Here is a 14,413-nt window from a genome sequence, read left to right as displayed (position 1 = left end):
GGTCTCCCGATGGAGGCCGGCAGCCTTGGGCCACGGCGTTCGGCCGCGCGCGCGGCGGCCATTCCTACGCGTCCTGGCGTTGGCTTGCCTGATCGTCCGCGCAACCGCCGCATCCGCAGAGGCCGTGATCGTCCAGGAGGTCACCGTGGCGGCGCCCGACATCGTCGCGGTGGAACTGCGTGATCCGCCCTTCGTGCCCGGTCGCATCCTCACCCTCGATGCGCCGCGCACGGAGCCGCAGGGAAGCTGGATTTGGCACGAGGGCCAGTGGGCGGAGGTGATCGGGCCGCTGCGCGACCATGTCCGCGTCAGCGATCGGCCGCCCGCCAGCCATCTCGACCGGACCGCCATCGACGCGGCTGCGGGATATGGACGGATCGGCGATCGTCGCGTGGTGGCGGTGTACCGCAAATCCACGCCCTACGATTCCGGCATCTATCGCGATGATGACGGCCGGACGCTGACGGGGGCGAGCTTTCGACATCAAATCTACCTGAAGCTCGACGGTCCGGTGCCGCGGGGCGCTTCCACCATTGTCTGGCCGGGCGGGCTTCTGGCGCTGACGCCCTTCACCTACGACGACCGCGTCACCCGGGCGATCGCCCTCCGGGCCACCCAACTCGGGCACGCGCCCGGCGACATCGCCAAGGTCGCCTACCTGGCCCTGTGGCTGCCGGGCGGTCCCGCCGCGGGCGCCGTCGATTTCCGCCCCTACGGGCTCAAGCGCTTCGCCGTCGTGGACGAGACCGGGGAGGCGGTATTCACTGCCGACATCCGCCTGCGTAAGGCGCCGGACGATCCCGAGCCCGGCAATAGTTTGCCAAAGCCCCTGCCCGATACGGTGGATGCGGCCTCCCCCCGCCGCCACGTCACGGCTTATGGTGCGCGCGACCGGCGGGTGTCGGCGCGCGGCCACGGCTTTCGCGATGGCGACCGCGTCGCCCTCGCGCAGATGACCGGCATCCAGGATACCCAGCCGATCTTCGCCACGGTCTCGAACGCCACGCCGAATTCGTTCGTGGTGACGGGGGCCGACCGGCCGCTGCCCGAATCCGATTGCAGCGGCGGCACGGTGGCGCCGGCCCATCTCGCGAACCGGGCCGGCACGTTCGTGTTCGCGTTGGATTACTCCGACTGGCGCCCGCGCAAGGCCGGCACCTATCGGCTCCACGTTCCGGGCCTCGGCATGTCCGACCCGTTCACCGTGGATACCGACGTCTGGCTCACCGCCGCGCGGACCGCCATTGGCGGCCTCTACAATCACCGCAGCGGCATCGCGCTCGATGGACGCTTCGGCTTTCGCCGGCCGGCGGCGTTCCGTCCGACGCCGGAGGCTCCGGTGCGCATGAGCCGGCTGCCGCTCGCGTGGTCGATCGAGGGGCTGGAGGGCTTCGTGCCGTTCACCGCTGGAGCGGAGCCACAATGGCTGAGCGGTCGCGACGCGCCTTCGAGCTTCTGGGGCGGCTACATGGATGCCGGCGATTGGGACCGGCGAATCCAGCATGTCGAGGTGGCGACCTTGCTGCTCGACCTCTTCGAGGGCCTGCCGGAATCCCTGCGAGAGGCCGATTTCGGACTGCCGAAATCGAGCGCGGTGCTGGACGACCCGATCTACGCGTCCGCCGATGCGATCCCCAACCTGTTGCACGAGCCGATCTGGCTTCTCGATTTCTTCCGGCGCCTGCAGGCGGCCGACGGCGGCGTGAGCGGCGGAATCGACAGCGCCGGTCCCCCGCTCCTCGGCGAGCCGAGTTTCCTCGAGCATCAGGCGGTCTTCGCCTACGCCCCCGATCCGATCGCCTCGTACCGGTATGCCGGCGCCGCGGCGCACCTCGCCCGGGTGCTTGACGGGCTCGGGCGGGCCGAACTCGCCGGGCTGTTCCGGGACAGCGCGGCACGGGCCTGGCGATCGGCGGAAGCCGGCTTCGCCGATCCGGATGGGGCTTACGCGGATGCGCTGTCGGTCGGGCGCCGGACGAACCTGTTCGGGGCCGTGGGCTGGGAGGCGCGGCGATCGACGATCCAGCGGATCACGGGGGAGTTCAGGGTCGCGGCCGCCGCGTCGCTGTTTCGCCTGGGGGCGGGGAGGGCGTTCGGGCGTATCTTCGAGGAGGCGTGGGCGGGCGGTTTCGGCATCGCCGATCAGCGGGCCGACATGGCGTGGGACTACGCGCAAAGCGAAGGCGCGGAGGCGGGTATCAAGGCGCAGATCGAGACCGCGATGGTGCGCGACGCCACGCTGTTCGCCTCCGTCCAGCGCGCCGCCGCCTATCCGAGCATGAAGCACCCCTACGCGCCGGTGGGCTGGGGGCAGGGGACGGCGCCGAGCAACAGCATGATCCGCCTGTTCATCCACGCCCACCGGCTCAGCGGCAACACCGAATTGCTCAAGCTGATGCAGATGACCGCAGAGGGCCTGCTCGGCGCCAATCAGCTCGGGGTGAGCTTCACCACCGGCCTCGGTACGCGCCAGATCCGGCATCCGCTGCACGAGGATCACCGCGCCATGGGCGTCGCCGTTCCGGGGGGCATCACGGTCTACGGGTTCGGGCCGCAGGCGCAGTTCAATCCGGAATGGCTGTTTGGCCCCACCTGGGCGATCTTCCCGGAGGATGGCGCGGCCGCGACCCGCCGCATCGACCCGACCCGCTTCTCACAGCCCTATTTCGAATACTTCATCGAGCATCCCGGAATGGTGATGCATCAGGAATATACCGTCCATCAGACCATCGTCACCACCGCCGCCTTGTGGCTCTACCTCGCGGCGCAGAAGGGTGGCTCGTCCCGCTGACGTGCGGGGTTCCGTTCCACCGCATGACGTCGGCTTGTCGATCGTAGGGCCTCTTGCCTCCTCTCCTTCCAGGAGAGGGATCGAGCGGAGGGGTCGGTATCAGACAATATCGCTGCTAAAATCGATCGATTGGACAAGCCTGATCCAATCGATCGGCGGCAGCCCTCAGAGTTCGCGAAACGCGCGGGTCATGCTGTCCTTGAGCGGCTTGATCAGATACTCGAGAAACGTCCGCTCGGTGGTCTTGATGTAGACCTCCGCCGGCATGCCGGGGGTCGGCGAGAAGTGCCGGAGCGACGCGGCCTCGATCGGATCGAGGCGGATGCGGGCGATGTAGGTGTCGCCGCTTCCCGCGGACCCGCGGCGGTCGTCCGGCAGCGCGTCGGCCGAGACGTAGATGACCTGTCCCCCCACCATCGGCGTGATCCGCTGGCTCAGTGCGGTCAGGCGCACGCCGGCGGATTGTCCACGCCGCACATGGTCGATGTCCTGCGGCCTGACATGGGCCTCGATGACGAGGTCGCCTTGCGAGGGCACGATCTCCATGATGCTCTTGCCGGCTTCCACCACGCCGCCCGCGGTGTGATAGCGAAGCTTGACCACGATGCCGGCCACCGGCGCGGTCACGGCGATGCGGCCGAGCACGCCCTGGGCCGAACGGATGCGCTCGCGCACGTCGTTCTGCTCGGCGAGGGTTTCGTGCAGTTGTTCGGTGACCGTCTTCACGGCGGTGTTGCGCGCACCCTGGATCTGCTCGCGAATGCGCGTGATGCGCTCCTGTGCGTCGCCGATGTCGCCGTCGAGGCGACCGATCTCGCCAAGCGCGTTGGCATGGGCCCGCTGCAGCGCCAGCACCTCGGAGCGACGCACCAGCCCGGCATTCAGCAGCGCCATCTTGCCCTCGAGTTCCTGCTCGAAGAGCTTGATCTGGCGCGTCATCGCGTCCCGCTGCACCCGCGTGCCCTTGATCTTCTGGTCGAGGGCGGTGATCCCGTCCCGCAGGATGGCGACGTCGCTGTCGAGGCTCTTGCGTCGGGCCTGGAACGTCAGGGTCTGGTGCGCGATGACGCTGGAGACGTCCGGGTCCGAGGCCTTGGCCAGCAACTCCGGCGGGAAGGTGATCTCGGACGCCTCCAGGCCCTCCGCCCGCAGGCGCGTCTCCACGGCGCTCAGGCGGTCGTGCCGCAGCGTCAGCCGGCGCAGCTCGACCTTCGGCGTGGTGTCGTCGAGGACTAGCAGCACCTGACCCGGTTCGACGACGTCCCCTTCCTTCACCAGGATTTCCCGGATGACGCCGCCTTCGAGATGCTGGAGCGTCTTGTTCTGGCCCGTCGTGACGAAGCTGCCGCTGGTCACGATGGCACCGGCGAGGGGGGCGGAGCCCGCCCACACGCCGAAGCCGACGATCATCACTCCCAGGAAGGAGAAGCCGAAGGTGGTGAGCCATCGGGTGTCATGCGAGACACCTACCGCCCAGACCTGCGCCGGCCGCTCATCGAGGGCGGGGCCTGCCCCGCGACCCGGGCCGTCCAGTGCTGTGGCCATGACGCTGCTCCTCCAAAATGCAGGGTCGCACCGCGGTCTCGTGGGTCGGAACCCAGGAGGCCCGGTGGACGATGGCCGCCCCGCGCTGGCGGGGCGGGAATGCGCGACAAGGGGCCCTCATCGCGCTTACGCCGCCGTCGGACCGCGTCCGACGATGAGCGGGATCATGTCCTGGCGCGGACCGAGCGCCTGGATCGCCCCGTCCTTCAGGATCATGATGCGATCGACGCTGTTGAGCAGCGAGGGCCGTTGCGTGATGGCGACGACGGTGGTGCCGCGCTCCTTCGCCCGCAGCAGGGCGCGCGACAGGGCCATCTCGCCGGGCGTATCGAGGTTCGAGTTCGGCTCGTCGAGGACGACGAGGCGCGGCTCGCCGTAGAACGCGCGGGCGAGGCCGATGCGTTGCCGCTGGCCGCCCGACAGCGGGCTGCCATCCATGCCGACGAGGGTTTCGTAGCCCTGCGCGAAGCCGGCGATGAGCTCGTGCACATCGGCGATCTCGGCCGCATCGAAGACGGCGGCGTCGGAGGCGTCCTCCTGCATGCGGGCGATGTTGGCCTTGATCGAGGCCGGGAACAGCTGGACGTCCTGCGGCAGGTAGCCGACGCTCTGGCCGAACTGGCGCGGATCCCAGTTGCGCAGGTCCATCATGTCGAGGCGCACGGCCCCGGCCGTCGGCATGATCGAGCCGACCAGCATGCGGCCGAGGGTGGATTTGCCGGTGCCGGAGGCACCGACGATGGCGAGCGACTCGCCGGGCTCGAGCTGGAAGCTGATCCCGTTGAGGATCACCTTCTTGCTGGGCGGCGGCACGTAGAGCACGCGTTCGACGGTGAGCCGGCCGGCGGGGCGGGGCAGCCGCAGGCGCTCCATGTTGAGCGGCGAGGATTGCAGCAGCGCCTTGACCCGGACATAGGCCATCCGGGCCTGGACGTAGCTGCGCCAGCCGTCGATGACGCCCTCGATCGGTGCCAGCGCGCGCCCGCCGACGATGGAGGCCGCGATCATCATGCCGCCGGTCAGCTTTCCGTCCAGGGCGAGGGAAGCGCCCCAGCCGAGCATCAGGATCTGCGTCGAGAGCCGCACGAACTTCGAGATACCGGCGATGATGATGTTCCGGTCCTGCGCCACCACCTGGGCTTTGAGAGATTCACCGGTCTCGCGTCCCCAGATCATCACGCTCTCGGGGATCATGCCCATGGCGTTGATGACCTGGCTGTTGCGCGCCATGGCGTCGGCCTGGAGGTTGGCGCGCGTCGCGTAGGCGCTGGCCTGCGCGAAGGGGATTGCGGTGATGCGCTGGTTGATGAGCGCCATCAGCAGGAGGACGGCACCGGTCGCGCAGACGATCCAGCCGAGGTCGGGGTGGATCAGGAAGATGGCGAGCAGGTAGATCGGCGCGACGGGCGCGTCGAACATCACCAGCAGCACCGGCCCGGTGATGAAGTTGCGCAGCTGCTGCAGGTCGGCCAGCGTCTGGAAGTCCCGGCTCGATCCGGCCTGGGACGCCTTGGCCGCCGCCGCCAGGACCGGTGGTCCGAGCCGGCTCTCGACCTCGACGGCGACCCGCATCAGCATGAAGCGCCGGACCACGTCGAGGACGACGTGGCCGAAGATCGCCCCGGCGATGACGATGGTCAGCATCACCAGGGTGTCGAGGCTGCGGCTGGTGAGCACCCGGTCCGAGATGTTGAACAGATAGATCGGCACGCCCAGCACGAGCATGTTCACGAAGAACGAGAACACCGCGATCACCACGAGCTTGCGCCGGCAGGCCGACAGCCCGGTCGTCAGGGTGTCGCGAAAGTTGCGGTCGCCGAAGCGCTTCTGCAACGGCGGAACCGGCCCACCCCCGCCGCCGCCGCGGCCTCCTCCCGGTCCACCTCCGCCCGGAGGCGGCGTCTTGTCCGAAGGCGGCGCGTCGGGCGTTTTGGCCGGAGGCATCGGCGTGACCGGACCGTCCACCCGCGACGGGGCTTCGGCGGTGGTGGCGTCCGGCTCGGTGGTGCGGATGGCGGGGTGTTCCGCACGCGCCACGACCCGAAGCGGCGGACGGGCCTCGCCTTCGACCCGCTCCGCGATCGGATCCTTGACGGGGATCGCTGCCGTCGCGGGCTCCACCTCCCGCAGGAGGGCCGGAATGGCATCGTCGCCGGACGTTTCGCCGATCGCCGGCGCGATGTACCGGGCGCCGGCGGTGGTCCGATAGGCTCTGTCGAGGACGCGCATTCGGGAGGACAGCGACTGGACCGGTTCCGGCGTCGGTTCCCGTGGGGCGGCCTGTGTCACGGATCGCGCCGCTCCGCCGCCTGGATGCCGGATCATCGTGTGTGTCTCCGCGGTCTTGCCGGCGCTCACGAGAGCATTCCGTGAAACAGATCCTGGTGGAACGCGGTGTCGACCGTCACCGCGGGCGGGCTCGGATGATCCACGGCGATCGCCGGTGCGGCGAGCCCGGTGAACGCGACGACCTCATGGGCGAGGGTTTGCGTGTCGCCGATCGTGACCCGGCTGCTGTCGCTGACGATATTCGTCTGGAAGAGCATCGCATCGTCGTAATGGGTCCCGCCGACGAACTGTGCCGTCGAGGTCGTGCCGACCGTGGTGATCGCCGCGAGATTGGACAGCTGGTTGTCGCCGGAATTCACCGATTGCGTCGAGGTCGTGTGCGCTCCGGTGGCGGCGAGCTGCGTTCCCGGATTGGGCGAATACTGGATGACGGTATCGACGTTCGAGACGATGTTGGTCTGCGAGATGGCGTTGATGTTGTAGAAGTCGCCGGTGATGAACAGGACGTTGAGGGTGTCCCCGTAGGCGGGCGGCAGGAGCGCCGCGAGCGCGGGATCGACGTGGCCCTGTGCCAGGTGGTCGACGGCGCTGCCGAGGGTGGTGCCGATCTCCTGAAAGTCCTTCGTCCCGTAATGGTTGATCGCGGCGGCATTGGAGAGCGCGTTGTCGCCGGTGACGATCGATTGCGAGGCCGTATCGGACCGTGCCGTGTAGGCGTCGACGACGGTGTCGTTGAGCAGGACGTTGGTCTGGAAGATGAGGTTCGCGGTGTGGTGGTCGCCCTGCACGACGATGAGGTCGTAGCGCCCGTTCAGGGCCGAGACCGGCAATTCGTTGATCTGGGTGTTGTCGCCGGTGCCGACCACGTAATAGGCGCCGAAACTGGCCTGGACGGTGACGTCGTGGTCGCTGAGCAGGTTGGCCTGCGTCAGCATCCGGACATCGTAGAAATCACCGTCGATGCGGTCGACCGCCACGTGCGTCCCCAACGACAGGTGCTGCACGATGGCGGTCCCGGTCGGGTGTTCGGCGATGCTCGCTGCGTTGTGGGTCGTGTTGCCATCGGTGACGATGCTGCGCGTCAGCGCATCGCCGGCGGCCTCGATCACCGACTGGCTCACCAGGACGTTGGTCTGGGAGATCAGGTCGGTGGAATAGGCGTTGCCCTGGACCAGGAGTGCGCCGTGCTCGGTGTGGTCGTCGAAGATCGTGGCGATGTTGATGCTGAGATTGCCCCCGGTCCGCGCCGCGAGGCCCTGATCGACCAGACCGTCATGTGATGCCTCGTCCGGCGCCTGCAGCGTCGGGACCGTGAAGTCGACCTTGGTGCCGTCCGCTTGGTGGAGTCCGTCGACATAGGTGCCGAGCCCGAGCGTGCCGCTGTCCGGGCTGGCCGCGTCGGGGCTGGCCCGAATCGACGCCGCATGGGCATCGACCAGATCGACCGCATTCTGCGTACTCCGTCCGTACAGCGCGAGGTCGGCCGGGGTCCCCCCTGCGGCGAGCCGCATCATCGCATCGAGGGTCGAGGCGGCGTCGATCGTGTGCAGGGCCTCGGGATGCGTGCCCGGCACCATCAGCAGGACGTCGTCGTCGTGAAGCTCGTTGAGCTGCAGGACCTGAACCAGGCCCTGATCCGGAGAGACCTCGATGGAGAAATCGTGGGCTGCATGGCCCGCGCCGCCGCCCCCACCACCATAGGTCGGCAGCGGGGGCGGAAGGGGCGCCTGGGGCTGCTGGGGCAGATGCGGCGCCGGAGCGGGGATATCGGGATGCGGCAGCTTACCGAAATGCGGAAACGTGTCGTCCGCGGATGGGGAGGGCGCCCGGTAGGGCTGGCTCGGAAGCTCGTCGAGCGGCCGGTCGGGGTTCGCCTCGGGTGACGGTCCCGGCATCCACGGCTGAATCCGGGGCAGGCGGGCCGGATCCTCCAACGCCTCGCGGAGGCGGATTTCGTCTGCGGGAATGTGGAGGTGCCCGGCGAAATGCGCGATGATATCGGAGACGCCGCCGGCCTGCATGACAACCCCCTGGGACGACGGCGGACCCCGGGCTTTGCCCGTGGGAGCGATGGCTCTGGTCGTCGGGATGGCCCGCGCCTGAGCGCGGGCCGGGAGCGACTAGGACCCGGAGAGGGTCGTGCGCGTCAGTGGTGGTCGACGGTGGCGTCGGAGATCGAATCCCCGCCGACGACGGAGATCGGCATCGAGTTGTACTGGATGTTGGCGCCCATCACGATGTGCTGCGTGAAGGCCTCGGCAGTGACGGCGTTGGCCGAGGAGATCGCCCCGGTGGTCCCATGACCGTCGATGTTGCCGTCGAACGACGTGGCACCGCCGGTCCCGGTCGCGTTCTGCACGAACGAGAAGCCCGGCGCCGAGCCCGATCCGGGATGACCCCCGTCGCGGCCGAAGGCATCCCATTCGCCGCCGCTGCTGCCGCCGAGGCTGAGGCTGACGCTGGCACCGTTGAGGGAGTCGTTGTCGACCAGGGTGTTCACCTGATCGAGGTTGAAGATGTTGCCGTTGCCATTCAACGTCTGCGACGAGAAGTCGGGCATCACCAGCATGGCGCCATCGAGATGATGGATGGTGAGGTCATCGAGGTGGATGACGTTCGTCTCGCCCGACGGGGTGAATTCACCGGAGACGGCGACGCTGACGGTGGTCGTCACGTCGGTGTGGACGGCGTTGGAGACGGCATTGTCGACGTGGTTGGTGACACCGTTGTCGAGCGAGTTCTCGTTGGCGTTGCCGTTGAGATTGCCGTTCAGGTTCCCGTTTCCATTCAGGTTCCCGTTGCCGCTGAAGTTCTCAGCGGAGTTGGTGGCGTCGTTCGACGCGTTCTGCGTCGCCGTCTGATTCTGGTCCTGGCCCTGTCCCTGGCCCTGAAGCTCACCCTGTCCCTGACCCTGGAGCTCGCCCTGGCCTTGGCCCTGGGCCTCGCCCTGGCCCTGTCCCTGGCCCTGAAGCTCACCCTGGCCCTGGCCCTGGAGCTGTGCTTCCAGCTGCGAGAGTGCGGCGGGGGTGGAGTTGTGGTCGTTCCGGCGATCGTTCGACATGGTGGTTCCTCCTGTTTCGGGTGAGGTCCATCCCTTCCGACCGGCGGCTCGTCGATCTTCTACGTCGTTGAGCCGTGTGTCGGTCCGGGTTCGGACGTGTCCGGAAGTGGCCTTGGCTCCGGTGTCGGAAGCGGCTGGTCTTCGTGGACAAGCGGACGATTGCATCGGCCGAGCTCAACGTCAGGGTTAAAAAACCGTTAACGTTTGTCAGGAATCGGTGAAGTCTCTGCTGGAAAGAAACCTGTTCATCCGTGCCCGACACAGGCGCGAAGTCTTTTCGAAGGCTCCAGAACACGCGCGAGACCATCGGAGTGTTTGCTGGAGGGTCGAAACGTCATGATCCCGGCTGCAGATCGGCCAGGCGTCCTCCGACATAAAGCTGCCAGAGCGAGATCGACTCGCTCCGCAGGCCGGCATCGGCAATGTCCGCCTGCGCCGCTTCCGCCGCGAGGGCGGAGGTGAACGTCAGCGCGTCGGCGCAGCCGGTCATGAACACCAGATCCCGCCCGAGGCTGAAGCGAATGATCCGCTCGGCGACGAGATCGCCCGGCACCCCCGTCAACGCGCTGTAGACCTTGCACTGGACGTGCCCGAGCCCGTCGCTGCTGAGGCGCGGCGCGGTGTTTCGCGCAATCAGCGAGATCGACGCGGTGAGAAAGCCGATGAGATAGGCGTCCGACCAATCGTCCGTCGCGGCTCGGACCGGGCGCGCGAGGTCCGTGATCCCCAGTGCCGGCAAGAACGGATGAAGTGCCGCGTGCGCCGTCACCGACGCGCGACGGCTGCGCCAAAGATCGCGAAGGGTGAGAGGCCCGGCCACGTCCGATCTCCGTCCGCTGACGACGATGAGCCGGTCCCTGCCAGTCCGACCTTCTGTTAGGATGCCAGCAATGTCCGGTGGCGTCACCGGGCGATTCTTCCATCATCGGGTGTCATCATGCCGTCCGCCCGGCTTCCGAGTGTCCCGGACTTCAACGCCGTCGAGCGGGCCGCTCCCGACTTCGCGGAACGTCAGCAATACGTTCTGATGCTGATCGGAAACCTTGGCCTCAATTGGTCCAACAACGAGAGCATGTTCATCTATGTGCTGATGGTTCTGCTCGAGATCCAGGAGGTCGAGGCCGCGATCATCTTCTCGACCCTGAACACGACCCGGGCGCGCCTCGACGTCGTGCGCCGCCTCGCCACCGTCAAGATTCGCGACGAGGCGGTCGCGGCGACTTTGAAGCGGCTGATCAAGCGCTTCGAGGCCGGCACGCGGCTCCGCAACGAGTTCAATCACTGCATGTACAAGCTCAATGCGCAGGGCGAGATCACCCATACGCATCTGATGCGTCCGCACGAGGACAAGGGCGTTCTGACGCTCGGGGCCTTGCGCGAGATGAACGACGAACGGATTCGCGAGATCATCGAGGCCAACCGGCAACTCAAGCGTCTCAACCGCGATCTGTGGACGTTCCTGCCCCAGCTCCGGGCCTCGGTGGCGGGCGCGACGATTCGGCGGCCCGATGGAGCCGACGACGCGGCGCTCGCCGTCTAGCTCGCCACCGTCACCAGCCAGCCGCGCAGGATGGCGTATTCGACGATCCCGGCCCGGCTGCGCAGACCGAGCTTTTCGGTGGCGCGCATCTTGTAGGTTTCGATGGACTTGGAGGAAATCGCGAGCCGCCCGGCGATCTCCTTGATCGTGTGGCCGAAGGCGATGAGCTTGAGGATCTGCTCTTCGCGTTCCGACAGGACACCGTTGTCGACGAAGGTCTGGCCGTTGGCGGCGGTCGCCCCATTGTCGACGACGCGAAGGTGGCTGCCGGCGATGACCGGATCGAGATACATGCCGCCGCCATGCACCGCCGTGATGGCATGCAGGAGGTGATCGGCGCCCGCGCGCTTGACGACATAGCCGCGCGCGCCGGCCGCCAAGGCCTGCTGGACATAGGCGCGTTCTTCGTAGGTGCTCAGGATGATGGCGCGCACGGGCCTGCCCTCGTCCCGGAGCCGGCGCAGAACCTCGATCCCGCTCCGTTCGGGCATGGCGATGTCGAGCACGGCGATGTCCGGAGTCAACTCGGCGATGAGCTTGAGCGCCTGCCCGCCGGTGGCGGCGCTGCCGACCACGTCGATATTGGCGGTATCCCGGATCAGGCCCGCGATCCCGGCAAGGAAGATCGGGTGGTCGTCCGCCAGGACCACGCGGATGGGGGCAAGTGCGTCGGCCATCATGCTGCCAGCTCCGTGCTTCCGATGCGGGCGTAGAGCGTCGTGCCGCCGCCCTCCGACGTCTCCACCTCGAAGGTGCCGCCGATCATGGCGATGCGCTCGCGCATCCCGACGATGCCGAACTTCTTCACGGCGAGAAGCCGCGCCGTCGTCATGGTGTCCTCGGAACACCCCGGTCCGTTGTCCTCGATGGTGAGCGAGATCGCGGTTTCGCGATACTGGACCGTCACGCTGACCCGGGTGGCGTCGGGCGCGTGCTTGACGATGTTCGTCAGCGCCTCCTGACAGACGCGGAACAGGGTGATCTCCACCTCCGAGGCCAGGGGCGGCTTGCGTCCCGCGGACTGGAAGTCGGTGAGGATGCCACAGGTCTCCGACCATTCCTCCACCAGGGTCCGGACCGCGATGGTCAGGCCGAAATCGTCGAGAGCGGCGGGCCGCAGCGCGAACGCGATCCGGCGCAGTTCCTGCGAGACATGGTCCAACTGGCCGCGAAGCCGGTCGATCTGGGCATGGCCTTCCGTCGTGCTGACGTGCCGCTCCAATTGCCGCAAGCCGAGGCCGAGCCCCGCGATGTGTTGCCCGGTATTGTCGTGCAGATCCCGCGCGAGGCGTAGACGCTCGTCGTGATTCGCGCGGTAGAGCCGCATCAGGACGACGTCGCGCTCCTGCTCGGCCTGGTCGCGCGCGGCCGCATGCGCGCACAGGCCGTCATAGAAGCGCTTGCTGCGGCGAAGTTCGCTGCGAAGCTCCCCCAGAATGTCGTTCAAGGCGCGAAACCGGCGATCGTCCCCCTCGGAGAGCCGCAGCAGGACGCGCTGGGCCGCCCCCTGCGCCTCATCCCTGAGAACCGCCCCATGGCAGCGGAACCGAACGAGCGGCCTGTCGTCGCCAAGAGTGTCGCCATGAATGTCACCAAGACTGTCGGCAATGTCCAAAGCGCCCGGAATCGCCCGGTTCGAGGCCATGCAGCGATCGAGATACGCGGCAAACTGCCGGGCCTTGTCATCCGCGCACGGCATGAGACTGGCGCCCGGGATCGCCAGAGGCAGGCGGATCGCGGCGGCACGATTGCGATGATCGACCGTACCGTCGCTCCTGAGCAGGAAGATCGGGACGTCGATGGCATCTATGGCGGCGAGCGCGTGCACGATTCGGCCATCAGTTCACGTCGCGACGAAAATATTCGATCCCGGCTCCGACGTCATCGGCGTCGGGGGCCAGGTGAAGTCTCACGCAGCAACGGGCGTCGCCCTCGGCGATGGTCTCCTGAAGCTCGACCCTGACGTAGCCGTAGGCTTGCGCAGCGATGTGGCCGAACACGTTCGAGGTCATCATGCAGAGCGACGGGCGACCGTCCACGGACCGTCCGAAGGGACAGATGTGATTCTCGAGGACGATCATCTCCTTGGTTTCCGCGACCACGTGGAAGTCCCCGTGAATGCGGCGCTTGAGATCCAGGAGCACGCCCGTCACCTGTCCGGGCGCCAGCCGGTCCGTCTGCAAGCCATCCAGGTAATCGCGCTCGATCTGCTCCCCCACCGCCCGCCCGACGATGCTGATGAAGCCGGCCGCCTCATCGAGGCCGACGACATCCTGAAGCGTGCCGCTCAACTCCCGGATGAGTGTTCGGAGAAAGATATCGTGATCGAGACCGATGTCGCAATGCAGTACGTCTGTAGAGGTATCATACCCTGGATCGATCATGGCATTCCTCCGTAAGTGTCCGTTCGACAGACATCTGCAATTTTGTCGTCTTATTGCTCAGTTTTGAAATGAAGCACCGACTGAAAAAATACTCAAGTGTCCATCACTGAAATTCATCGGAATAATCGAGATAGCGATCGCTCGCTATAAAGTTTCGTGGATTAACGATCCGATCCCGCGCCGGCCAATATTTTATTCATTCCAGTTTTGATGGTGTAGAGACGCTCGTGCTGCTGCTCACGCCCCATCGGCCAGCGTGCGCGTTATTTTAAAGGATGCGCTGCAGCGGAAGTCCGCTGTTCCGTCGCGAATTGACTGCAGGTACACGCGACACCGGTATTGGTCCGGCTGTTGGCTGTGACAGCCCCTGTTGCGCGTTGCCGACTGCTTGATCCTGAGGGTGACGTGCGGTCGTGAGGGGAGGGGGCCGGAAGGGCGAGACCTCCAAGCGCTACGGGCAGCGCCCGCTGCCGATCGCGAGAGGGATGGCCGCACCCGGACCCCTGGGTCGGCTCGCGAAGCCCCGAGATCTGAATCGCGAAAGAGCTGTACCGAGGCAGGCCCTCAACGAGGAAGGCCCGACCACGGTCTCGATGAGGGGCAACGATAGAGTGGTCGATTTTGTGGTTGACGGGTGCTCTGGCCCTCTCTAAAAGCCTGTTCATCGGCGGCGGCGAGCGGGACCTTCGGGTTTCGGGGCTGGCGCCGGTTTCACATTCGGCGATTTAGCGTTGGCTGATCCGGCTTCTGGCTGGGTGGGTCGGCGTTTGTGTCACTTGGGTGTGTTTGTGTCGGCCTTTGGT

10 protein-coding genes are annotated in these 14,413 nt (G+C 67.0%); 2 read left to right on the top strand and 8 right to left on the bottom strand.

The genetic code is table 11. From position 1 onward, the window contains the following. Positions 1 to 25: 25 nt before the first annotated feature. Complete coding sequence (locus tag G3T14_RS15245) at positions 26 to 2,791, top strand: glycoside hydrolase family 9 protein (protein WP_163643394.1); 2,766 nt, start codon at positions 26 to 28, stop codon at positions 2,789 to 2,791. 165 nt (positions 2,792 to 2,956) lie between these two features. Here the strand turns inward: G3T14_RS15245 and G3T14_RS15240 are convergent, their stop codons facing one another. The 5 genes from G3T14_RS15240 to G3T14_RS15220 all read right to left on the bottom strand — a co-directional run bounded on the left by G3T14_RS15240 (position 2,957) and on the right by G3T14_RS15220 (position 10,506). After that, positions 2,957 to 4,336 carry an HlyD family type I secretion periplasmic adaptor subunit gene (locus G3T14_RS15240; RefSeq protein ID WP_163643393.1) on the bottom strand — a complete coding sequence of 460 codons (1,380 nt, stop codon included), beginning with the start codon at positions 4,334 to 4,336 and terminating at the stop codon, positions 2,957 to 2,959. A 126-nt stretch (positions 4,337 to 4,462) separates the two neighbouring features. Further along, the gene (locus tag G3T14_RS15235) at positions 4,463 to 6,661 is read right to left on the bottom strand and encodes a type I secretion system permease/ATPase (protein WP_246733363.1); all 2,199 of its coding nucleotides are present in this window, start codon (positions 6,659 to 6,661) and stop codon (positions 4,463 to 4,465) included. 29 nt (positions 6,662 to 6,690) lie between these two features. Then, positions 6,691 to 8,646 (bottom strand): hypothetical protein, encoded by a 1,956-nt coding sequence (locus tag G3T14_RS15230; protein WP_163643392.1) that lies wholly within the window; start codon positions 8,644 to 8,646, stop codon positions 6,691 to 6,693. A 125-nt stretch (positions 8,647 to 8,771) separates the two neighbouring features. Beyond that, on the bottom strand, positions 8,772 to 9,686 hold the full coding sequence (locus G3T14_RS15225; protein WP_163643391.1) for a hypothetical protein: 915 nt from the start codon (positions 9,684 to 9,686) through the stop codon (positions 8,772 to 8,774). 334 nt (positions 9,687 to 10,020) lie between these two features. Further along, on the bottom strand, positions 10,021 to 10,506 hold the full coding sequence (locus tag G3T14_RS15220) for a hypothetical protein (protein ID WP_163643390.1): 486 nt from the start codon (positions 10,504 to 10,506) through the stop codon (positions 10,021 to 10,023). A gap of 117 nt (positions 10,507 to 10,623) precedes the next feature. Here G3T14_RS15220 and G3T14_RS15215 point away from each other — a divergent pair, with 117 nt between their 5' ends. Beyond that, complete coding sequence (locus G3T14_RS15215) at positions 10,624 to 11,226, top strand: hypothetical protein (protein WP_163643389.1); 603 nt, start codon at positions 10,624 to 10,626, stop codon at positions 11,224 to 11,226. On the opposite strand, the gene G3T14_RS15210 is transcribed toward G3T14_RS15215, so the two are convergent. From G3T14_RS15210 to G3T14_RS15200, 3 genes are read right to left on the bottom strand one after another with little or no spacing between them, the layout of a single operon-like run. Then, positions 11,223 to 11,906, bottom strand: a complete 684-nt coding sequence (locus G3T14_RS15210; RefSeq protein WP_246733362.1) for a response regulator transcription factor — start codon at positions 11,904 to 11,906, stop codon at positions 11,223 to 11,225. The genes G3T14_RS15215 and G3T14_RS15210 overlap by 4 nt on opposite strands. Continuing rightward, entirely contained in the window at positions 11,903 to 13,054 is a 1,152-nt protein-coding gene (locus G3T14_RS25545) for a sensor histidine kinase (protein ID WP_163643388.1), read from the bottom strand. Before G3T14_RS25545 ends, G3T14_RS15210 begins: the two co-directional genes overlap by 4 nt. Positions 13,055 to 13,064: 10 nt before the next feature. Continuing rightward, positions 13,065 to 13,610, bottom strand: coding sequence for a methanogen output domain 1-containing protein (locus G3T14_RS15200; protein ID WP_163643387.1), 546 nt, complete (start codon positions 13,608 to 13,610; stop codon positions 13,065 to 13,067). Between the last annotated feature and the right edge of the window lie 803 nt (positions 13,611 to 14,413).

The sequence above is a fragment of the Methylobacterium sp. BTF04 genome (assembly GCF_010692745.1).
Taxonomy (GTDB): Bacteria; Pseudomonadota; Alphaproteobacteria; order Rhizobiales; family Beijerinckiaceae; genus Methylobacterium.
Note: the sequence above shows the minus strand (reverse complement) of the source record. Positions and strands in the feature narration are given on the sequence as shown.